Source organism: Pseudomonas sp. 8AS, assembly GCF_902506505.1.
GTDB lineage: Bacteria > Pseudomonadota > Gammaproteobacteria > Pseudomonadales > Pseudomonadaceae > Aquipseudomonas.
Map to the genome: position 1 here is coordinate 2020075 of NZ_LR733406.1, position 21568 is coordinate 2041642.

A 21568-nucleotide genomic window follows, 5' to 3' on the forward strand; every position below is an offset into this window, starting at 1 on the left:
CGGGCTTGTACCTCGCAGGGGCTGGCACCGCTGGCCGGCAAACGGCAGTCTTGGCCGGCAAATACCCTGTGGTAAACTCCGCCGATCTTGCGTTTTACCCCCGAATTCCAAGGAAAAACATGACCTTCACGGCAGCGGACAGCCGCGCTCTGCAGTCTTCCGGGCTTGTCCCGGCGAAGGTCGTGGCATGCGCCTGAAGTGCATCAAGCTGGCCGGCTTCAAGTCCTTCGTAGACCCCACGACCGTCAGTTTTCCGAGCAACATGGCGGCGGTGGTCGGGCCCAACGGTTGCGGCAAGTCCAATATCATCGACGCCGTACGCTGGGTGATGGGCGAAAGTTCGGCGAAGAACCTCCGCGGTGAGTCGATGACCGACGTCATCTTCAACGGCTCCAACACGCGCAAGCCGGTGACCCAGGCCTCCATCGAGCTGATCTTCGACAACTCCGACGGCAGCCTGACGGGCGAATATGCCGCCTTCGCCGAGATTTCCATCCGCCGCCGGGTCACCCGCGACAGCCAGAACACCTATTTTCTCAACGGCGTGAAGTGCCGCCGCCGCGATATCACCGACATCTTCCTCGGCACCGGCCTGGGCCCGCGCAGCTACTCGATCATCGAACAAGGCATGATCAGCAAGCTGATCGAGGCGAAACCGGAGGATTTGCGCAATTTCATCGAGGAAGCGGCCGGCATCTCCAAGTACAAGGAGCGCCGCCGCGAGACCGAGAGCCGCATCCGCCGTACCCACGAGAACCTGGCGCGCCTGACCGACCTGCGCGAAGAGCTGGAGCGTCAGCTCGAACGCCTGCACCGCCAGGCCCAGTCCGCCGAGAAGTACCAGGAATACAAGGCCGAGGAACGCCAGCTCAAGGCCCAGCTGTCGGCCCTGCGCTGGCAGGCGCTGAACGAGCAGGTCGGCAGCCGCGAGCGGGTGATCGGCGATCAGGAGGTGGCCTTCGAGGCCCTGGTGGCCGAGCAGCGCAATGCCGACGCCAGCATCGAGCGCCTGCGCGACGGCCACCATGAGCTGTCCGAGCGCTTCAACCAGGTGCAGGGGCGCTTCTACTCGGTGGGCGGCGATATCGCCCGCGTCGAGCAGAGCATCCAGCACGGCCAGCAGCGCCTGCGCCAGTTGCAGGACGACCTCAACGAGGCTGAGCGCGCGCGCCTGGAGACCGAGTCGCACCTGGGCCACGACCGTACCCTGCTGGCGACCCTGGGTGAAGAGCTGGCCATGCTCGAACCCGAGCAGGAGCTGACCGCGGCGGCGGCCGAGGAGTCCGCCGCCGGCCTGGAAGAAGCCGAAGGCGCCATGCATGGCTGGCAGGAGCAGTGGGACGGCTTCAACCAGCGCAGCGCCGAGCCGCGTCGCCAGGCCGAAGTGCAGCAGTCGCGCAGCCAGCAACTGGAACAGAGCCTGGAGCGCCTGGCCGAGCGCCAGCGCCGGCTGACCGAGGAGCTGGCGCAACTGGCGGCCGATCCGGAAGATGCGGCGATCCTCGAACTGTCCGAGCAGTTGGCCGCCAGCGAGCTGAACCTCGAAGAGCTGCACGCCGTCGAAGAAGGCCTGGTCGAGCGGCTAGAACAGCTGCGTGGCGAACTGCGCCAGGCCACCCAGGCGCAGCAGCAGGCCCAGGGCGAACTGCAGCGCCTGAATGGCCGCATCGTTTCCCTGGAGGCCCTGCAGCAGGCCGCGCTGAACCCGGGCAAGGGCGCCGCCGAGTGGTTGCGCGAGCAGCAACTGAGCAACCGTCCGCGCCTGGTCGAAGGCTTGCGGGTGGAAGCCGGCTGGGAGCTGGCGGTGGAAACCGTGCTGGGTGCCGACCTGCAAGCGGTGTTGCTGGATGATTTCGCCGGGCTCGACCTGAGTGGCTTCGATCAGGGCGAGCTGCGTCTGGTCAGCCCGCAATCCGGCGGTACGCGAGTGGCCGGCAGCCTGCTGGACAAGGTCGAAGCCGGCTTCGACCTGGCGCCCTGGCTTGGCCAGGTGCGCCCGGTCGAGACGCTCGATGAGGCCCTGGCGCACCGTGCGCAACTGGGCGAGGGCGAGTCGCTGGTCAGCCGCGACGGCTACTGGGTCGGCCGGCATTTCCTCCGGGTGCGCCGCGCCAGTGCCGCCGAGAGCGGCGTGCTGGCCCGCGGCCAGGAGCTGGAGCGCCTGGGCCTGGAGCGCGAGGAACGCGAAGCGGCCCTGGCCGACCTGGACGAGCGCCTGCGGCAGCTGCAGGCCGGCCAGCGTCAGCAGGAAGACGCCCGCGAGCAGCAGCGCCGCCTGGTGCAGGACCAGGCCCGCCGCCAGGGCGAGCTGAAGGCGCAACTGTCCGCCGGCCAGGCCAAGGCCGAGCAGCTGAGCCTGCGTCGGCGCCGTCTGGATGGCGAATTGCACGAGCTGGCCGAGCAGCGCGAACTGGAGCAGGAACAGCTGGGCGAGTCCCGCCTGATCCTGCAGGAAGCCCTGGATGCTATGGCCATCGACACCGAGCAGCGCGAACAGCTGCTGGCCAGCCGCGACCAGCTGCGCGAGCGCCTCGACCGCATGCGCCAGGAAGCCCGGGCGCACAAGGACCATGCCCACCAGCTGGCCGTGCGCCTGGGCAGCATCCGCGCCCAGCACGAATCCACTCGCCAGGCCCTGGAACGCCTGGAGCTGCAGTTCGAGCGCGCCATCGAACGCCGCGAGCAGCTCAGCCTCAACCTGGAGGAGGGCGAGGCGCCGCTGGAAGAGCTGCGCATCAAACTGGAAGAGCTGCTCGACAAGCGCATGGGCGTCGAGGACGAACTCAAGCTGGCGCGCCTGGCCCTGGAAGACGCCGACCGCGAGCTGCGTGATGCCGAGAAACGGCGCAGCCAGGCCGAGCAGCAGTCGCAGTTGCTGCGCAGCCAGCTGGAACAGCAGCGCATGGGTTGGCAGGAACTCAGCGTGCGGCGCAAGGCGTTGCAGGATCAGCTGCTGGAAGACGGCTACGACCTGCATGGCGTGCTTGCCACGCTACCGCCTGAGGCCAGCGAGAAGGCCTGGGAAGAGGAGCTGGAGCGCCTCGCCGCGCGGATCCAGCGCCTCGGGCCGATCAATCTGGCGGCCATCGACGAGTACCAGCAGCAGTCCGAGCGCAAGCGCTACCTGGATGCGCAGAACGCCGACCTGGTCGAGGCGCTGGAGACCCTGGAAAACGTCATCCGCAAGATCGACAAGGAAACCCGCAACCGCTTCAAGGACACCTTCGACCAGATCAACGCCGGCCTGCAGGCGCTGTTCCCCAAGGTGTTCGGCGGCGGGCATGCCTACCTGGAACTGACCGGCGAGGACCTGCTGGATACCGGCGTGGCGATCATGGCGCGGCCGCCGGGCAAGAAGAACAGCACCATCCACCTGCTCTCCGGTGGGGAAAAGGCGCTCACCGCGCTGGCCCTGGTGTTCGCCATCTTCAAGCTCAACCCGGCGCCGTTCTGCATGCTCGACGAGGTGGACGCGCCGCTCGACGACGCCAACGTCGGCCGTTATGCGCGGCTGGTCAAGGAAATGTCGGAGACGGTGCAGTTCATCTACATCACCCACAACAAGATCGCCATGGAAATGGCCGATCAGCTGATGGGGGTTACCATGCACGAGCCGGGATGTTCGCGCCTGGTGGCGGTGGACGTGGAGGAGGCGCTGTCGCTGGTCGAGGCTTAGCGGTCTATTGGGTCAAGATTGCCTGCTGACGGTGCACATTTACCGTTCGTCGTGCTAGCTTAGGCCTCAATTTTGTGACACGCGGAAAATACCTGTAAGAACATACAGTTGTCCGCGTTTTTCAGGGGCAGGAAGCCCTTTTTCATCATCATATTTACTGGTTCAGGGGCTCGAAAACTTCATGGAAATCGGTCTGCGCGAATGGCTGATCGTCATCGGCATCATCGTTATCGCCGGCATTCTGTTTGACGGCTGGCGCCGCATGCGGGGCGGCAAGGGCAAACTGAAGTTCAAACTGGACCATAGCTTCAGCAACCTGCCGGACGACGATTCCGACCCGGATCTGCTCAGCCCGCCGCGGGTGCTGGACCGCAAGCGCGAGCCGGGCCTGAGCGAAGAAGACATGCCGTCGATGAGCGCCACCGAGCTCAATCGCCGGCGCAACATCGAACCGCAGCAGGGCGACCTCAACCTGGATACCGAAGAACCGGTGCCGACCCTGCTCAACCCGGTCGACGATGGCCCCGAACCCGAGCCGAGCCCGGCCAAGGAAGCCTTGCCGGTCGAGGAAGTGCTGGTGATCAACGTGGTGGCCCGCGAAGGCGAAGTGTTCAATGGCCCGGCGCTGCTGCAGAACATCCTGGAAAGCGGCCTGCGTTTCGGCGAGATGGACATCTTCCACCGTCACGAAAGCATGGCCGGCAACGGCGAAGTGCTGTTCTCCATGGCCAACGCGGTCAAGCCGGGCACCTTCGACCTGGACGACATCGAGCTGTTCAGCACCCGCGGGGTGAGCTTCTTCCTCGGCCTGCCGGGGCCGCGTCATCCGAAGCAGGCCTTCGACGTGATGGTCGCCGCCGCGCGCAAGCTGTCCCATGAACTCAACGGCGAGCTCAAGGATGACCAGCGCAGCGTGATGACCGCGCAGACCATCGAGCATTACCGCCAGCGCATCGCCGAGTTCGAGCGCAAGAAGCTGACCCACAAGCGCTAATCGCCGCCGTGACACAGAAAGAGCAGCCCCGGCTGCTCTTTTCGTTTGAGAGACCGCCCGCCATGACCGACGCCACCCTCGCCGCCGCCCGCATCCTCGCCCTGCGCGCCGAACTGGATCTGCACAGCCACCGCTACTACGTGCTGGACGAGCCGAGCATCCCGGATGCCGAGTACGACCGCCTGTTCAACGAGCTCAAGACCCTGGAAGACCAGCATCCCGAGCTGGTCACCCTCGACTCGCCGACCCAGCGCGTCGGCGGCGCGGCGCTCAGCGCCTTCGGCGAGGTCAAGCATGAAGTGCCGATGCTCAGCCTGGGTAACGCCTTCGAGGAAAGCGACCTGCTCGATTTCGACCGCCGCGTGCGCGAGGGGCTGGACCTGCCGGCCGGCGACCTGTTCGGCGGCGGTGCGGAGATCGAGTACTGCTGCGAACCGAAACTGGACGGCCTGGCCGTCAGCCTGCTGTACGAGAATGGCCTTCTGGTACGCGGCGCCACCCGCGGCGATGGCAACACCGGCGAGGACATCAGCAGCAATGTGCGCACCATCCGCAACCTGCCGCTGAAGCTGCAGGGCGAGGGCTGGCCGAGCGTGCTGGAGGTGCGTGGCGAAGTGTTTATGGCCAAACAGGGGTTTGACCAGCTCAACGCCCGCCAGCTGGAAAGCGGCGGCAAGCCCTTTGCCAACCCGCGCAACGCGGCGGCCGGCAGCCTGCGCCAGCTTGATCCCAGGATCACCGCCAGCCGCCCGCTGGAGTTCTGCTGCTACGGCATCGGCCGGGTCGAAGGCGAGTTGCCGACCACCCAGGTGGGCATCCTGCAGCAACTGAAAGTCTGGGGTCTGCCCATCAGCCGCGAGCTGAAACTGGTCAAGGGCGCCGACCAGTGCCTGGCCTACTACCGCGATATCGGTGAGCGGCGCGCCAGCCTGGCCTACGAGATCGACGGCGTAGTGTTCAAGGTCAACGACCTGGCCTACCAGCGCGAACTGGGCTTCCGTGCCCGCGAGCCGCGCTGGGCCATCGCCCACAAGTTCCCGGCCAGCGAGGAGCTGACCGAACTGCTGGATGTCGAGTTCCAGGTCGGCCGCACCGGCGCGGTGACTCCGGTGGCGCGGCTGAAACCGGTCAAGGTGGCCGGGGTGGTGGTGTCCAACGCGACCCTGCACAACATGGACGAGGTGCAGCGCCTCGGGCTGATGATCGGCGACACGGTGATCATCCGCCGCGCCGGCGACGTGATCCCGCAGGTCATGCAGGTGGTCATCGAGCGCCGCCCGGCCGATGCGCGGCCGGTGCACATTCCCGAGCAGTGCCCGGTGTGCGGCTCGGCGGTGGAGCGCACCCAGCTGGTCAAGCGCAGCAAGGGCCGGGAGACCTTCAGCGAGGGCTCGGTCTACCGCTGCGTCGGCCGCCTGGCCTGCGGCGCCCAGCTCAAGCAGGCGATCATCCACTATGTGTCGCGCCGCGCCCTGGACATCGAAGGCCTGGGCGACAAGATAGTCGAACAGCTGGTGGATAGCGGCCTGGTCGCCTCGCCGGCCGACCTCTACACCCTGACCTACGAGCAGGTAGTGGTTCTGGAGGGCTTTGCCGACCTGTCGACGCGCAACCTGCTGGCGGCGATCGCCGAGAGCAAGCGGCCAACCCTGGCACGCTTCATCTATGCCCTGGGCATTCCGGATGTCGGCGAGGAAACCGCCAAACTATTGGCTCGCGCCCTGGGCTCGCTGGCGCGCATCCAGGTGGCCCTGCCCGAAGTGCTGACCTGGCTGCCGGATGTCGGCGGCGAAGTGGCCCACGAGATTCACAGCTTCTTCGAGGACGCGCACAACCGCAACGTCATCGCCCTGCTGCTGGAACGCGGCCTGCAGTTGCAGGAGGAGGGCGAGCTGCATGCCGAGTTCGCCGCGTGCGCCACTCTGGGCGAGTTCATCGATCGCTTGAACATCCCGTTCATTGCCGCCACCGGGGCGCGCAACCTGGCCGACAAGGCCGGCAGCCTGGCCGCAGTCATCGCCCTCAGCCAGGACTGGCTGGAACTGAGCGTGATGAAGGGGCTCAACGAGAAGGCCAAGCAGTCGCTGCGCGAGTTCTTCGCGGTGGAAGGTAACGTCGCCAGGGCCCGCGCCATCGAGGCGCAGCTGCTGGCGTTCGGCATGCACTGGGGCAGCGAGAAGAAACAGCTCGCCGGCCTGCCGCTGGCCGGGCAGACCTGGGTGCTGACCGGCACCCTGGAAGTGATGAGCCGCGATATCGCCAAGGAAAAGCTGGAGGGGCTCGGGGCCAAGGTCGCCGGTTCGGTCTCGGCCAAGACCACCTGCGTGGTCGCCGGGCCGGGCGCCGGCTCCAAACTGGCCAAGGCCAGCGAGTTAGGGGTCAGGGTGCTGGATGAGACGCAGTTTCTTGCGGCGCTGAGCGATTACGGGGTGGGGCAGCTGTAACGGAGCTTGCAGCGCAGCGTGCAAGGGCAGTCAGCTTGCTATCCATGTTGCCCGGTTAGCCAGTTGGCGCTTCTACTTGTTGAGTGCAGCGTGTGAGCGAGCCTTGACACTCGTGCCTGTATTGGCCTTCCGCTCAATACCGGGCATGGCTGCGGGCTCCCACCATTTCCTCAATGCCCTCATCGGCTGCACCGGGCATCGCCGCCGGCCGGCATTCGCTGCGGTATTCGCTGGGTGTACAGCCCAGCAGCTGCTTGAAGACCCGCGCAAAGTAGGAGGGGTCTTTGAAGCCCGCTTCATAGCCGATGTTGGTTATCGGCATCTGGCTATTGCTCAGCAACTCCCGGGCGAAATCCATGCGTTTGTGCAGGATGTACTCCATGAAGCCCTGGCCGAGCGTCTCCTTGAACAGGCGACAGAAGCGAAAAGGGGTCATGCCGCAGCGCTGGGCCAGGTCCTTCTGGTCGATGCTTTCACGGAAGTGCTGATCGATATGCTGCAGTGCCTTCTGCAGCGCCTGATGCTTCTGGTGTTCCTTGGTCAGGCGGATGCTCTCGGGCAGGCGGTTGCCGTGTTCAAGTAGCGGCTTCTTGGTATGAAACTCCTCACTCCAGCGCAGCTGGCAGAGCTGCTCCAGTGCATGCAGGTAGCGTTTTTTCTCGCTATCGGGCAGTGGCAGCACCATGTATTCCCAGACCTTTGCGCGCATGGCCCATACAGCCAGCTCTTCGGAATGCTGCACGGTGAACATGGTGATGGGGATCGAGGGGGCGGTGCGCTTGACCTCGAGCAGCAGATTCAGGCCCAGTGCGTCCGGCCGGTCGAAGTGCATGCAGATCATGTCCGGCTGCTGCCCGGGTTCGCGCTCCGCCAGGCTGGAGTCTCTGGCCAGCCGGCAATCGCAGGTCGCGCGGAACTGCGCGATCAGCTCCTCTGACGAGCGATCATGGGTAAGGTCGAGCCATAGCAGCAATGGCTTTCGCTGGAGGGGGGCGGAGTTAGACTTCATCTACTTATCTCGGCACATGTTCTTGTTCTCTAAAGTGATGAGTATTGTCAGGGTGCCACTATTTCCAATACTCAACGTGCATATTGCTTATTCACTTTTTGTCTATGCCGTCTCTAGTCTGTAAATTCCTTGATACATAAGTAACTTAGGCGAGTATGGCTCATGTTCATGCATGTGCCAGTCGATGACCGTCTGTCTCTTGCGAATCGTTTTCAGCTGCCCTTGCAACCCCTCCTTATTGTCTGGTGCCGGCCGCATCGCCGGCCGCCATGCCGTGCCATGCGCAAAAAAATCCTAGCGTTCGGCAAAAATCTCCTAACCCATATTTCAGGGCCTTACTAGGGTGAGTTACAGGCTAGGTGGGAAACCTGGTTGCAGTACTGTTTCAAACAACTAGTTGAGTGAGGTGGGCGAAATGAAACTTGAAATTATCAAAACTTCGGTGGTGAAGTTTCTGAAAGACGAAGACGGGCTGACTATCGTCGAGTACGCCGTAGCCGGTGGGCTGGTGACACTTGCCGCAGTTGGTGCGTTTATTATTTTAGGGGATAACGTGGCTACGCAAATCACAGAGCTTGGGGAGTGCGTCATGGGAGCGGCGGGTTGCGGAGCGTAATCGGCCATCCCGGATTAATAGACAATGTTAAGGTAGGGGTATTTATGTCCATGGAGCAGATGGTTTTTTCTGCTTTGTTAGTTGGACTGCTGAGTGCTGCGGTGGCGAGCGATATTTTCCGCCACCGCATTCCTAACTCTCTTGTTTTGTTGGGTATGGCTTTAGGTGTTTCCAGCCAGGTCTACAGCAGTGGCCTTGCTGGGCTAGCCACCAGTGGTTTGGGTTTGTTGGTGGGGCTGGCAGTTTTTCTGCCGCTTTATATTGCCAGAGGTATGGCTGCTGGCGATGTAAAGCTGATGGCCATGGTAGGGAGTTTTCTCTCTGCACAAGGCGCTATATGGAGTGCTGCTTATAGTTTGATGGTTGGCGCGCTCTGTGGCTTTTTGATTGTTCTTGTTCACGGTCAGTCATTACAAACCTTATCGCGTTATTTTCTGATGTTGCGGGCCCGCTCTTATCTTCCTCCGGCAGCAGATGAGGTAGCGGCTAAGCCATTTCCTTATGCGGTGGCGATCATGTTAGGCACATTTGCGTTTGTCTTCTGGCACCCGTTTGGAAGTTTGGGAGGCTAATCATGTACGCCATCAGCGATAGCAACTCCTACCCGAGCGAGCGTGAGGCGGTGCAGCGGCTGGCCCCTCAGCCGAAGAGCATCCGTGAAACCGGTTTGAGCGAGAATTTCCTCGGTGATTTGCTCTGCAAGCATCTGCACGATGCCGGCGTACTGGATATGCCCAGGCTGGTTGAGCGTATGGCGCTGACCGGGGCCGTGCTGGAAGAGGTGCTGCAGTTTTTGCGCAAGCATGGCCGGGTCGAAGTGCTGGGGCAGACGGGAGGGCAGGCATTGCGCTATGGCCTGACCGAGCGGGGGCGTACGGCTGCGCGCGATGCCCTGGAACGCAGCGGCTACCTCGGCCCAGCACCATTTCCGGTCAGCGCCTACCGCTCGCTACTGAAAGTCCAGACCATCCACCACGGCAATATCACCGCTCGCGACATGCACTCAGCATTCAGCAGTGTGGTGCTGACCGATGGCATGCTCGACCAGTTGGGTGTGGCGCTAAACTCCGGCCGCGCCATCATGATTTACGGGCCGGCCGGTACCGGCAAGACCTATATCAGCAGCCGCCTGATCCGGCTGTTCGCCGAGGCCATCTGGGTGCCCTATGCCATCGCCATCAATGAGTCGGTGATCGAGATATACGACCCGCAGGTGCATCAGCGCCTGGATGAAGATCTGCAGCAGAACCATCTGCTGCTCGATGAAGGCATCGACCGGCGCCTGCTGTGCTGCAAGCGCCCGATCGTGGTTACCGGCGGTGAGCTGAGCCTGGAACAGCTGGATATCCGCTACGACCCCTACAGCCGCCAATACCAGGCGCCCCTGCAGCTCAAGGCCAGCAATGGCATGTTCATCATCGACGACATGGGCCGTCAGCGCATGCCACCGGCGGATCTGCTCAACCGCTGGATCGTGCCGATGGAGGAGCGCCGCGACTTCCTCAACCTCGGTGGTGGGCGGCACTGTGAGCTGCCGTTCGATCTGGTGTTGGTGTTCTCCACCAACCTCAATCCGCTGGAGCTGGCCGACGAGGCCTTCCTGCGGCGCATCGGCTACAAGCTGCACTTCAAGTACCTGAAAGCCGAGGAATACGAGCGGATCTGGCGGCAGGAGTGCGAGCGTTTGGGGATCGCCTTCGATCCCGTCCTGCTGCGCTATGTGCTGCAGGGGCTGTATGAGGCCGAGGGGATGCCCCTGGTGCCTTGCCATCCCCGCGACCTGCTGGGCATGGCGCTTGACCGTCAGCGCTACCTCGACGACTCCGGCCCACTCTCGCCGCGCGAACTGGAGTGGGCCTGGCGCAATTACTTCGTGCAGCTCGACTTTCTTGGATAAGGAGATACAGACATGAGCTCTCGTACTCTCACCCTGATAGTGCTGTCCCTGGCCTTGGGCCTGGGCGCCGCCTGGATGGCCAACAACTGGCTCAGCGGCCGTCTCAATGCCAACGCCGACGACAACACGCAGAACGTGGTGGTGGCCGCGGTGGAAATTCCCTTCGGCACCATGGTCGAGGCGCAGCATGTCAGTCTGGTGCGCATGCCCAAGGCGACGGCGCCCGACGACGCCTTCGATGCAACGGAGAAGGTGATCGGCAAGATTGCCACCTTTCAGATGTTGCGCGGCGACATCGTTCGTGGGGCACGCATGGCCGAACACCTGGGTGGCAGCACCCTGGCTTCGCTGATCGAGTCGGAAAAACGTGCCGTCGCGGTTCGGGTCGACGATGTGGTGGGGGTAGCCGGCTTCCTGCTGCCGGGCAACCGGGTCGACGTGCTGGCAACCAAGCGCACAGGTAGTAGTAACCAAGCCGAATCGAAAACCATCCTCGAGGATCTGCGCGTGCTGGCCGTCGACCAGACCGCCAGTACCGACAAAACCCAGCCGGTGGTGGTGCGATCCGTGACCCTGGAAATGATGCCCAAGGAGGCCGAGATTCTGGTCAAGGCCATGGCCGAGGGACGCCTGCAACTGGCGCTGCGCAACCCGCTGGACAATCAGAAGAAACCGGTGGAAGCACCGGTAGTGGAAAAGCCAGCGCCGGCACCTGAGCCCGTGAAGCCTCCGGTGGTTCGCCGCAGCAGCGGTGGCGGTGGCGTGACCATCATTCGCGGTACCGATGTGAACGTAGCGAAAGTACAGCTCTAGGCACTGGCTCAGGCGCCAGGACAAGCCCGCCGACTCATGGAGCGGGTGACCTTTCAGCAAGGAGAGGGACATGCGAAGCATTCGAGTGATGAGTTCAGCATTGCTGTTAATCGGTGTCTGCCTGGCGCTGCCGCTGGCGCAGGCGGCGGAGTCCGCGGTGACCGCCATGCCGGCGGCCAATAACGGCAACATCGAAGTGCCGATCTACAAGTCTCGCGTGCTCAGCACGCGAGCCCCGGTCAAGCGCATTTCGATCGGCAACCCGGAAATCGCCGACATCCTGATCACCAGCCCGACCCAGCTCTATCTGCTCGGCCGCTCCCTGGGCAGCACCAATGTGTTGCTGTGGGATGGCGGTAACAAGCTGATCGACAGCCTCGATCTGGAGGTGGTGCATGACCTTGGCGGCCTGAAGACCAAGCTGCACGAGCTGCTGCCCAACGAGCCGATCGAGGTATTCAGCGCCCAGGGCTCGTTGGTCCTGCGTGGCCAGGTGAGCAGCGCCGCGGCCATGGATACCGCGGTCAAGGTGGCCAAGACCTACACCGCGCAGACTTCGAGCATCGTCCAGGGCGAAGGCCAGGCCGCCGAGGCAGCGCCGACCGAGTCGCTGGAGGTGATCAATCTGCTGACCGTCGGTGGCGGCCAGCAGGTGATGCTGGAGGTCAAGGTCGCGGAGATGCAGCGCAATCTGGTCAAGCGCCTCGGCGTGAATTTCCTGGCGATTGGTTCCGCTGGCAATTGGGAAATCGGCAGCTTCAATGGCGGCTCTTCCCTGGTCGAGAACGGCCTGTTGCGAGACAGCAAGGGCTTTCTGGCTCAGTTTGCCTCGGGCAGCTTTCTCTTCGATGTGGTGCTGGACGCCGCCAAGGACAATGGCTCGGCCAAGGTGTTGGCCGAGCCGACTCTTGTAACCCTGACCGGGCAGCAGGCGGAGTTCATTTCTGGCGGTGAGTTCCCGGTGCCCATCACCGAGGACGATGGCATCACCATCGAATACAAGGAGTTCGGGGTTGGTGTGCGCTTCCTGCCGGTGGTACTGGATGCCGGGCGGATCAACCTCAACCTGAATGTCGAAGTCAGCGAGATTTCCAACGCCAATGCCCTGGTGCTGGACACCGGTCTGGATACCCCCTTGGGTGATGGGGTCGGTCAAGTCATTCCCTCGCTGACCAAGCGCAGCGCCCAATCCACCGTAGAGCTGGCGGACGGACAGACCATCGCCATCGCCGGCCTGATCAACGAAACCACCCGCGATCTGGTCAGTCGTTTCCCCGGCCTGGGCGATATCGCGGTGATCGGACACCTGTTCCGCAGTCAGGAGTTCATCAAGGGCGAGACCGAACTGGTGATCCTGGTCACCCCGCACATTGCCAAACCCGTGGACGCCAAGCTGGTGCGCCTGCCGACGGAGAAATTCGTCGAGCCCGGTGACCTGGATTTCTACCTGCTGGGCAAGACCAAGGGCGATCAGCCCGGGCGTGTCGTGCCGGTCAGCCTTGGTGTAACCGGCAGCAGCTTCGGCCACGACCTCAGATAAGGAAGGCAATGCGATGAAAACTCTATTTCTACCGGTCCTTGTGCTCACTGCCGTGAGTAGCTGCATGACCTATGAAGAAGCACGGGTCGGCTCTCTGGGCCAGACGATCTATGCCACAAACTACGAGCAGATAGCCAACAAGGAGTTGGCTGCCAACCCGGGTACCGAGGTGTCGCCAACCGGTGTAGATGGGCCGGTGACGGAAAAGGCCCTGGAGGGTTATCGCGGCAAGACCGGCGATGCCAGCCAGATTGGTCAGCCCATCCAGATCAATATCGACTAGAGGAGTCTGCATCATGAGCCTCCGCAAGCCGCGCCGCTCAACCGCGCTGCCGCAACGCCAGCGGGGAGCTGTAATCGTCCTGATCGTCATTGCCCTGGTTGCCATTCTGTTGATGGCAGCTCTGGCGCTGGATGGTGGCCACATGCTGGTCAACAAGACGCGCTTGCAGAATGCGGTGGATGCCGCAGCGTTGAGCGGCGCCAAGACATTGCAGCTGGGGATGGGCAGCAGTGGTGCTTCCATTCAGGCTCGGGATGCGGCGCTGAACACTTTGCGTCTGAACGCCGATGCCGCCGGCAACGGCGAACTCGACAGCGGCATCGGCACCGAGGGGGTTGGGGCCTTTGCCATCGTGGAGCTGTCGAACAGCGTCTATGGGCCGTTCTCTTTCCCCGGACCGGTGGATGCCCGCTTTGTCCGGGTGTCGGTGCCGAGTTACTCCTTGACCGGCTTCTTCTGGAGTTTCGCCCAGTCATTCGGCAATGGTGGCATGGGCGACAAGGCCGTGGCGGCCATTGCTACCGCCGGGCCGCCACCGTGTGGGGTCGTGCCCATAATGGTGTGCGGCAATGAGGCTCAACACGATCCTGAGAATGGCAATTTCTGGGGGTATGAATTTGGTGATTTGGTAAAGCTGACGTGCAGTACTCCCGGCAGCCCAAGCGCCGGCAACTGTCAGTTGTTGGATTTTCCCGGCGCTTCCGGTGCTGCGGATATTCGCGAGGCTTTCTGCAACGGAATCAAACAGTGCGTGGGGGGGACAGTGGTTACCAAGCCCGGTATGAGTTGGGGCCCAGTGGCCCAGGGCTTGAATACCCGCTTGGGGCAGTACAGCGGTCCTGTCGGTGAGGCTTGCCGGCCGGATTGGTACACCAATTACAGCGAGCCGCTGGTGACCGGCGATCCCCCGACGTACCAGGGGGAGGGGGTCTCCGATGGTGGTGAACGTGGTGACCTATGGGCCGGTGCCGCGGATCTGGTCGATATCAAGGATTGGCAGGAGGCCAGCGAAACCTGCGCCAATAACCCCGGAACATGCACGGGCAAGCGCGAGCGGCGCATTCTCAATGTCGTGATCGGAGACTGTTCGGCAGCGGGGAGTGGGGCCACTACTCTGCCGGTGCTTGGAACGGGTTGCTTCTATCTGTTCCAGAAGGTGGAGCAGGGCGCGGTGAAGGAGGTATTCGGCCAGTTTGTCGAGGATTGCGGGTCGTCTGATCAGCTGACGATCCAACTCTACAAAACCTATATCGATAACGCTCAGACCCCGAGCAACGACTCCTAGGAGGTGTGCGATGCGCAGAGATGGCGGCAGGCGGCTCAGGTTTCAGCGTGGCGTGGCAATGGTGGAGTTCGCCATCGCCCTGCCGTTGTTGCTGTTGCTGTTGCTGGCCATCGCCGAGTTCGGCCGCATGCTGTTCCAGTACAACAGCCTGCTGCAGGCCAGCCGCGATGCCAGCCGTTATGCCGCCAGCGAAGCCTGGAACAATGGCGAAACCGAACTGGGTGAGGGGTTGAAAGCGCAGATCAGGAATGTTGCGGTTTATGGCGTGCCGTCTGCTACCGGTACGCCGGTGGTGCCTGGGCTGACGCCTGAGAATGTTCAGGTGACCACGCCGGACGCCGAGCATGTGCAGGTGAGCATCACCTACACCTTCTGCCCGGTGATCGGTGCGGGCAGTTGCGGCGGTAGCCTGCCGGGCTTCTTCGGTAACGCGATTGCGCTGAATCTCCCCCTGGTCGCGACCATTGTGATGAGGGTTCTGTGATGAACAGAAAGCGCATGGGCGGGGTGTATCTGGTCGAGTTTGCCATCATCGGCCTGCTGTTATTTACCCTGCTGTTCGGTGTGCTGGAGATGGGCCGGCTGTATTTCACGGTCAACGGCCTGGGTGAGGTGGTGCGCCGTGGCGCTCGCCTAGCAGCGGTATGCAATATCCAGGATCCGGTGGTGTTGCGCCGGGCGATTTTCAATGCGGCCACCGAGGCAGGCGCCAGCCAGTTGATCGGTAGCCTGGAAACCGCCGACCTGACCCTGGTCTACCTGGACGTGAACGGCGTGGCGGTGTCCAACCCAGGCGATCTTGATAATGCCAGCGGTTTCAGTGCGATCCGCTATGTGCAACTGCGGGTAGAGAATTTTCCCTTTGAACTATTGATTCCTGGATTTCGCGGAGCGTTCACCCTGCCTGTATTCAGGTCGACTATTCCCCGCGAAAGTCTCGGCTCTGATGGCGAGAGTGAGGTACCCACACCATGTTAAAGCTAAGAGAAGCTCCCGCGCCGTCCAGCACTCCAGGCAAGCAAGGCTTGCACCTTCTGATCAGCAGCCGCGACGCAGCAGCCCTGCAGCGTTTGCAGGCTATCTGCAAGCAAGTGCCCGGTTTGCAAGTGACTACGCGCCTGGTCAGCAATGGGCACACCGATCCTTTATACGGCCTGGAGCAATTCCCGGACTTCCTGCTGCTGTGGGTCAGCCACTTGTGGCGTGAGGAGCTCTCGGCGCTGCTCCAGCACCCGGTGCATGAGCGCCCGCCACTGCTGGTATGCGGGCCACTGGAGGAACGTGAAGGCATGCGTATGGCCATGCAGGCCGGGGCGCGTGATTTTCTCTCCGACACGGTGGTGGACTCGGAGTTGCTGGGGGCTCTGCAGCGCATGCTGCGCGAGAGCCATGCCGGCCCTGCTGGTGCCGGCAAGCTGATTGCCGTGATGAATGCCAAGGGCGGCTCGGGCGCCACCATGTTCGCCTGCAACCTGGCCCACCAGCTCAGTGCCAGCGGTGCCAGCACCTTGCTGCTCGACCTCGACCTGCAGTTCGGTAGCGTTGCCCATTGCCTGGACATGGCCCCGGCCCACAGCCATGTCGAAGTCATGCAGCAGATCGACGAGATGGACAGCGTGGCCCTGCGCGGTTTCTGCAGCCACTTCAGCCCGACCCTGCATGTGCTGGGCGGGCGCACCAACGATCTGTGCCTGGCCCAGGACGTGCGCCTGGAACAGCTGGAGGCGTTGCTGCAGCTGGCCCGTAGCAGCTACGACTGGGTGGTGGTGGATCTGCCTCGGCAGATCGATCACCTGACCGGCATCACCCTGGAGCAGGCCGACCACTGCTACATCCTGCTGCAGCAGAGCCTGAGCCACCTCAAGGATGCCAGTCGCCTGGTGCATATCCTGCGCAACGACCTCGGCGTACAGAGCAATCGTCTGCACATCGTGGTCAATCGGTACAACAAGGCCGCGCCGATCAGCTTGCAGGATATCGGCGAGTCCCTGCGCTGTCCCGACATACAGCGCCTGCCCAATGATTTCACCGCCGTCAGCGAGAGCCAGAACAGTGGCGTGCCGCTGGAACTGCTGGCGCCCCGTGCGCCCATCAGTCAGGCCCTGCGCACGCTGAAACAGGAGCTGGCGGGTGCTGAAGCCGATGAGCGGGGCCTGTTCAAACGTACCTTCAGCCGCATTTTCAGGGGGTGAGCCATGTTGAGCGAATTCCGCAATCGCTTGCGCCTGCAGCCGGCGCCGGCTGCCAGCAAGGCGCCGGCCGCCGAGGTGGCCGAGCCGCATGTCATGGCCTGGGAGGTTTCCACGCCGTCGGAGGTCTATGAGACCCGCACCCAGCTCAACCCCGTGGAGTGCGAGTGGCGCGAGAAGGTCTACCAGCAACTGCTCAAGGTCATGGACCTGTCGCTGCTCGACTCCCTGGACCCAAGCGATGCGATCCGGCAGATTCGCGAGATCTGCCAGCGCCTGCTCGACGAGCATTCCGCTCCGGTGTCGGCTCAGAGCCGGCAACTGATCATCAAGCAGATCACCGATGAGGTGCTCGGTCTGGGGCCGCTGGAGCCGCTGCTGGCCGACCGCAGCGTATCGGACATCCTAGTCAACGGCTTCGCCTCGATCTATGTCGAGCGCTTCGGCAAGCTGCAGCGCACTGATGTGCGCTTTCGCGACGACCAGCACCTGCTGAACATCATCGATCGCATCGTTTCCAGCCTGGGACGGCGCATCGATGAGTCCTCGCCGCTGGTGGATGCCCGGTTGAAGGACGGTTCGCGGGTCAATGCGATCATTCCGCCCTTGGCCATTGATGGCCCGAGCCTGTCGATTCGCCGTTTTGCGGTGGATCTGCTCAATGCCGAGAGCCTGGTCGGCATGGGTACGCTCACGCCGGCCATGGCCCTGATGCTCAAGGCCGTGGTACGCGGGCGCCTGAATGTGCTGGTGTCCGGCGGCACCGGCAGCGGCAAGACCACCATGCTCAATGTGCTGTCCAGCTTCATTCCGGACAATGAACGCATCGTCACCATCGAAGACTCCGCCGAACTGCAGTTGCAGCAGCCGCATGTGGTGCGCCTGGAAACCCGGCCGTCGAACATCGAGGGGCGCGGCGAAGTGAACCAGCGCGAGCTGGTGCGCAACAGCCTGCGCATGCGCCCGGACCGCATCGTCATCGGTGAGGTGCGCGGCGCCGAGGCGCTGGACATGCTCACCGCGATGAACACCGGGCACGACGGTTCGTTGACCACTATCCACGCCAACACCCCGCGCGATGCTTTGGGCCGCATCGAGAACATGGTATCGATGACCGGCGCGACTTTCCCGATCAAGGCGATGCGCCAGCAGGTGGCCTCGGCGATCGACGTGGTGATCCAGTTGGAGCGCCAGGAAGACGGCAAGCGACGCCTGGTCAGCGTGCAGGAGATCAATGGTATGGAAGGCGAGGTGATCACCATGACCGAGATCTTCGGCTTCGAGCGCCATGGCATCGGCGAGCATGGCGAAGTGCTCGGCGACTACCGGCCCACCGGCATGGTGCCGGCGTTTCGCGACACCTTGGCCAAGCGTGGTATCGATCTGCCGCTGAATCTGTTCCGCCCGGACTGGATGGAGGCCTTGCCGTCATGAGCCAGATTCCCAGCGAATACATCCTGGCCTTCCTCGGCATGGTCTTCACCGCCGTGTTCCTACTCAGCCAGGGCGTGGTGGTGCCGGTATTCGGCGAGGCCGGCAAGATGCGCAAGCGCATCCGTTCGCGCCTGCATCTGCTCGAACGGGCCAACAGCCTGCCGAACATGCAGACGGTGCTGCGGCAGAAGTACCTCAAGCACCTGTCGCCGCTGGAGGCGAGCCTGGAGCAGCTGCCTTTGTTCGAGAAGCTGGCGCAGATGATCGAGCAGGCCGGGCATGAGTATCGTAGCTATCGGGTGGTGGCTCTGGCCTTGCTGCTCGGGTTGTCCGCCGGCGCGGGGGTGTGGCTGCTGCTGAATCTCTGGTGGGCCGCCCTGATCCTGGGCGCGATGGCCTTCTGCATTCCGTTTCTGAAAATCTCCAGCGACCGCGCCAAGCGCTTCGCTGCTTTCGAAGAGGGCCTGCCGGATGCGCTGGATGCCATGGTGCGCGCCCTGCGCGCCGGGCATCCGTTCAACGAGACCCTGCGCCTGGTGGCCGAGGAACACCAGGGACCGGTGGCCCATGAGTTCGGCCTGACCTTTGCCGACATCAACTACGGCAATGATGTGCGCCGTGCCATGCTCGGCCTGCTCGAACGCATGCCGAGCATGACGGTGATGATGCTGGTCACCACCATCCTGATTCACCGCGAAAGCGGCGGCAACCTGACCGAGGTGCTCGGGCGCATCGGCAGTCTGATCCGCGGTCGCTTCCGCTTCCAGCGCAAGGTCAAGACCCTGTCCGCCGAAGGACGCATGTCGGCCTGGGTGCTGGTGGCCATCCCGTTTGTCCTGGCCGGCGCGATAGTGGTGACATCGCCTACCTATATCCCGCTGCTGGTCAATGATCCATTCGGCCGCAAGCTGGTGGTCGCGGCCTTCATCGCCATGCTGCTGGGCATCTTCTGGATTCGCAAAATCATCCGGATCGATGTCTAGAAGGAGGTTGTCATGGACTATCTGCTCGGCTTGATCAATCGGGTTGTGGATAACGAAGAACTGGCCCGCCTCTTGTTCGTCGGTGGCATCGCCTTGAGTGCCGTGTTGCTGGTGGTAACCCTGGCGCTGCTGGTTATCGGCCTGCAGGACCCGGTGCAGCGTCGCCTCGGCATGATCAAGCGCGGCCACGGCGCCGCGTCTGCCGCTTATGGTGGGCCGGGCAACCTGCAGCTGCTGCTGGAGCAGGTCGGTCAGCGCTTCGTGAAGGATGATCGGCAGAGCAGCTCGCCAACGCGCCAGCTGCTGACCCATGCGGGCTATCGTTCGCCTTCGGCGGTGCAGGTGTACTGGGCGGTGCGCGTGCTGTTGCCTCTGCTGGCGCTGGCCAGTGTGTTTCTCATCTTGCCGTTTCTGCCTAAGCTGTCCCTGAACATCGGTTTCATGATGGCTGCGGTGGCTGCAGGTATCGGCTGGCTGCTGCCCGCGCTCTATGTGGACAAACGCAAGGAAGGGCGCATGACGCGTTTGCGGCGGGCTTTCCCGGATGCCCTGGACCTGATGGTGGTCTGTGTGGAGTCCGGTCTGGCCTTGCCGCAAGCCATGGAGCGAGTGGCCGAGGAGATGCTGGTGAGCCAGCCGGAGCTGGCCGAGGAACTGGCCCAGGTCAACAATGAAATCCGCGCCGGCATCCCCAGCACCCAGGCGCTCAAGCACCTGGCCGAACGCACCGGACTGGAGGATGTGCAAGGGCTGGTCAGTCTGTTGGCACAGAGCATCCGTTTCGGCACCAGCGTGGCGGATACCTTGCGTGTGTATGCGGAAGAGTTCCGCGACCGGCGTACCCAGGCGGCGGAAGAGCAGGCTGCCAAAGTGGGGACTAAACTGGTATTTCCCCTGATTTTCTGCCTTTGGCCAAGTTTCTTCCTCGTGGCAATCGGCCCCGTGATCGTCGGGATCCTCAGGACTTTCGGGAAACTATGAAATGAACAGGAACATTCTGCTGTTGGCCATGCTGGCTGCGGTTTCCGGTTGCCAGAACATGGGTTCGAAACAAGGTGGCGTTGACCAGTCGTCAATCTATGGTGGCAAGAACTCGGTGCTCTACCAGGTACAGGAGCAGGCCGAGTCGCCCGAGCAGGCCATCCGCATGGCTGACATGGCCTATCAGGCGGGGGCGCTGGATCAGGCGTTGTACCAGTACCTGCGGGCCATCGAGCTGGATCCGGAACAGTACGAGGCGCTGGTTGCGGTTGGCCGTATTCATCGCGACCGCGGTAACAACCACCTGGCTGAAATGGCCTTTGCCGATGTCTTGAAGAATCAGCCGGACAATCTCTCCGCGCTCACCGAGATGGGCCTGCTGCAGCTGGCCTTGCGCCGTCCGGATGGCGCCCGGGAGCTGCTGGGCAAGGCGATTGCCGCCGACCAGAAGCGTCTGGGCAATGCGACCGGGAGCGAGGTCGGTGCGCTGAAGGTGGATGCCGCTTCGCCGCTCAAGGTCTACAACGGCATGGGTGTGCTGGCGGATCTGGGCAACGACGCCGCTACGGCAGCGGCCTACTATGGGCTGGCGGCGCAGATCGACCCGCGTTCGGCCCTGGTGGCCAACAGCAAGGCCTATTCCCTCTACCTGACCGGGGCTTGGGCGGAGGCCGAGCAGCAATACCGTCTTGGCTTGAGCTACGACAGCAGCTATCAGCCGCTGTGGCGCAACTATGGCCTGTTGCTGGCGCGCATGGGGCGCTACGAGGCCGCCTTGTCGGCTTTCGAACAGGTCGAGAGCCGGGCGGAAGCGAGCAATGATGTGGGCTATATCTGCCTGGTCGAAGGCAAGTTGGATGTCGCCGAGCAGTTCTTCCGCAGCGCGATCGAACAATCGCCCGCGCACTATGAGATGGCTTCGGAGAACCTGCGGCGCATCGAGCAGATCCGTCGCATTCGCGAGCATGGAGTCAATCAGGGGGCGGCGGCGGTCGAAGCGTTCGCGGTAGTACCCACTGGCGAAGTGACGGTAGGGCCCTGAGCAACCCCGGAGTACGTGGCGACTCCGGGGCGTGATGCATCAGGCCTGGTTGAGTGCGTCGGTCAGGCTTTTGGCGGGCACCAGCTTGACCACTTTCTTCGCGGCGATCTGAATCGCCTTGCCCGTTTGCGGGTTGCGCCCGGTGCGTGCCGGACGCTCGCTGACTTTCAGCTTGCCGATACCCGGCAGGCTGATTTCTCCGTCGTTCTCCAGGGCATCGGCGACGATTTCGCCGAGCTGCTCGAGCAGGGCGCGCACATCGTTCTTCTGCAGGTCAATGGCTTCGGCAAGATCGCCGATCAGCTGGTCTTTGGTAATGGCCATGGGGCACTCCATGCAAAGGGGAAATGGCCGCCAGCGCAGCTTGGCTGACGGGTGACTC

General features: G+C 63.0%; 19 protein-coding genes. 17 read left to right on the forward strand and 2 right to left on the reverse strand.

All coding sequences use genetic code 11. The features are described 5' to 3' along the window. Positions 1-187 precede the first annotated feature (187 nt). From smc to ligA, 3 genes are all read left to right on the forward strand, one after another. Positions 188-3676, forward strand: coding sequence for a chromosome segregation protein SMC (smc, locus tag GV001_RS09485; RefSeq protein ID WP_160079381.1), 3489 nt, complete (start codon positions 188-190; stop codon positions 3674-3676). Positions 3677-3857: 181 nt separating this feature from the next. Beyond that, complete coding sequence (gene zipA, locus GV001_RS09490) at positions 3858-4670, forward strand: cell division protein ZipA (protein ID WP_160079382.1); 813 nt, start codon at positions 3858-3860, stop codon at positions 4668-4670. Positions 4671-4732: 62 nt separating this feature from the next. Next, positions 4733-7114: an NAD-dependent DNA ligase LigA gene (ligA, locus tag GV001_RS09495; RefSeq protein ID WP_160079383.1), complete on the forward strand. Its 2382-nt coding sequence runs from the start codon at positions 4733-4735 to the stop codon at positions 7112-7114. Between the two features lie 133 nt (positions 7115-7247). On the opposite strand, the gene GV001_RS09500 is transcribed toward ligA, so the two are convergent. After that, the gene (locus GV001_RS09500) at positions 7248-8123 is read right to left on the reverse strand and encodes a response regulator transcription factor (RefSeq protein WP_160079384.1); all 876 of its coding nucleotides are present in this window, start codon (positions 8121-8123) and stop codon (positions 7248-7250) included. A gap of 415 nt (positions 8124-8538) precedes the next feature. Between GV001_RS09500 and GV001_RS09505 the strand changes: the two genes are divergently transcribed. The 14 genes from GV001_RS09505 (at position 8539) to GV001_RS09570 (ending at position 21186) form a co-directional block, all read left to right on the forward strand. After that, a complete protein-coding gene (locus tag GV001_RS09505) occupies positions 8539-8739 on the forward strand; it encodes a Flp family type IVb pilin (RefSeq protein WP_160079385.1) in 201 nt (66 codons plus the stop codon). A 44-nt stretch (positions 8740-8783) separates the two neighbouring features. Continuing rightward, entirely contained in the window at positions 8784-9311 is a 528-nt protein-coding gene (locus GV001_RS09510; RefSeq protein WP_160079386.1) for a prepilin peptidase, read from the forward strand. Positions 9312-9313: 2 nt separating this feature from the next. After that, entirely contained in the window at positions 9314-10636 is a 1323-nt protein-coding gene (locus tag GV001_RS09515) for an AAA family ATPase (RefSeq protein WP_160079387.1), read from the forward strand. Between the two features lie 12 nt (positions 10637-10648). After that, on the forward strand, positions 10649-11449 hold the full coding sequence (gene cpaB / locus GV001_RS09520; protein WP_160079388.1) for a Flp pilus assembly protein CpaB: 801 nt from the start codon (positions 10649-10651) through the stop codon (positions 11447-11449). Between the two features lie 70 nt (positions 11450-11519). Further along, on the forward strand, positions 11520-12989 hold the full coding sequence (locus GV001_RS09525) for a type II and III secretion system protein family protein (protein WP_160079389.1): 1470 nt from the start codon (positions 11520-11522) through the stop codon (positions 12987-12989). 64 nt (positions 12990-13053) lie between these two features. Beyond that, entirely contained in the window at positions 13054-13272 is a 219-nt protein-coding gene (locus tag GV001_RS09530; protein ID WP_256664893.1) for a hypothetical protein, read from the forward strand. A 13-nt stretch (positions 13273-13285) separates the two neighbouring features. Then, on the forward strand, positions 13286-14557 hold the full coding sequence (locus GV001_RS09535; RefSeq protein WP_160079391.1) for a Tad domain-containing protein: 1272 nt from the start codon (positions 13286-13288) through the stop codon (positions 14555-14557). Positions 14558-14567: 10 nt separating this feature from the next. After that, positions 14568-15041, forward strand: coding sequence for a TadE/TadG family type IV pilus assembly protein (locus tag GV001_RS09540; protein ID WP_178091818.1), 474 nt, complete (start codon positions 14568-14570; stop codon positions 15039-15041). Next, positions 15041-15535, forward strand: a complete 495-nt coding sequence (locus tag GV001_RS09545) for a TadE/TadG family type IV pilus assembly protein (protein ID WP_160079392.1) — start codon at positions 15041-15043, stop codon at positions 15533-15535. Before GV001_RS09540 ends, GV001_RS09545 begins: the two co-directional genes overlap by 1 nt. Continuing rightward, the gene (locus GV001_RS09550) at positions 15529-16749 is read left to right on the forward strand and encodes an AAA family ATPase (RefSeq protein ID WP_160079393.1); all 1221 of its coding nucleotides are present in this window, start codon (positions 15529-15531) and stop codon (positions 16747-16749) included. Before GV001_RS09545 ends, GV001_RS09550 begins: the two co-directional genes overlap by 7 nt. 3 nt (positions 16750-16752) lie before the next feature. Then, positions 16753-18180: a CpaF family protein gene (locus GV001_RS09555; RefSeq protein WP_160079394.1), complete on the forward strand. Its 1428-nt coding sequence runs from the start codon at positions 16753-16755 to the stop codon at positions 18178-18180. Continuing rightward, the gene (locus GV001_RS09560) at positions 18177-19163 is read left to right on the forward strand and encodes a type II secretion system F family protein (protein ID WP_160079395.1); all 987 of its coding nucleotides are present in this window, start codon (positions 18177-18179) and stop codon (positions 19161-19163) included. Before GV001_RS09555 ends, GV001_RS09560 begins: the two co-directional genes overlap by 4 nt. A gap of 12 nt (positions 19164-19175) precedes the next feature. After that, the gene (locus tag GV001_RS09565; RefSeq protein ID WP_160079396.1) at positions 19176-20144 is read left to right on the forward strand and encodes a type II secretion system F family protein; all 969 of its coding nucleotides are present in this window, start codon (positions 19176-19178) and stop codon (positions 20142-20144) included. A 28-nt stretch (positions 20145-20172) separates the two neighbouring features. After that, positions 20173-21186: a lipopolysaccharide assembly protein LapB gene (locus GV001_RS09570; RefSeq protein ID WP_256664990.1), complete on the forward strand. Its 1014-nt coding sequence runs from the start codon at positions 20173-20175 to the stop codon at positions 21184-21186. Positions 21187-21225: 39 nt separating this feature from the next. Here the strand turns inward: GV001_RS09570 and GV001_RS09575 are convergent, their stop codons facing one another. Further along, positions 21226-21510: an HU family DNA-binding protein gene (locus tag GV001_RS09575; RefSeq protein WP_160079398.1), complete on the reverse strand. Its 285-nt coding sequence runs from the start codon at positions 21508-21510 to the stop codon at positions 21226-21228. Positions 21511-21568 lie beyond the last annotated feature (58 nt).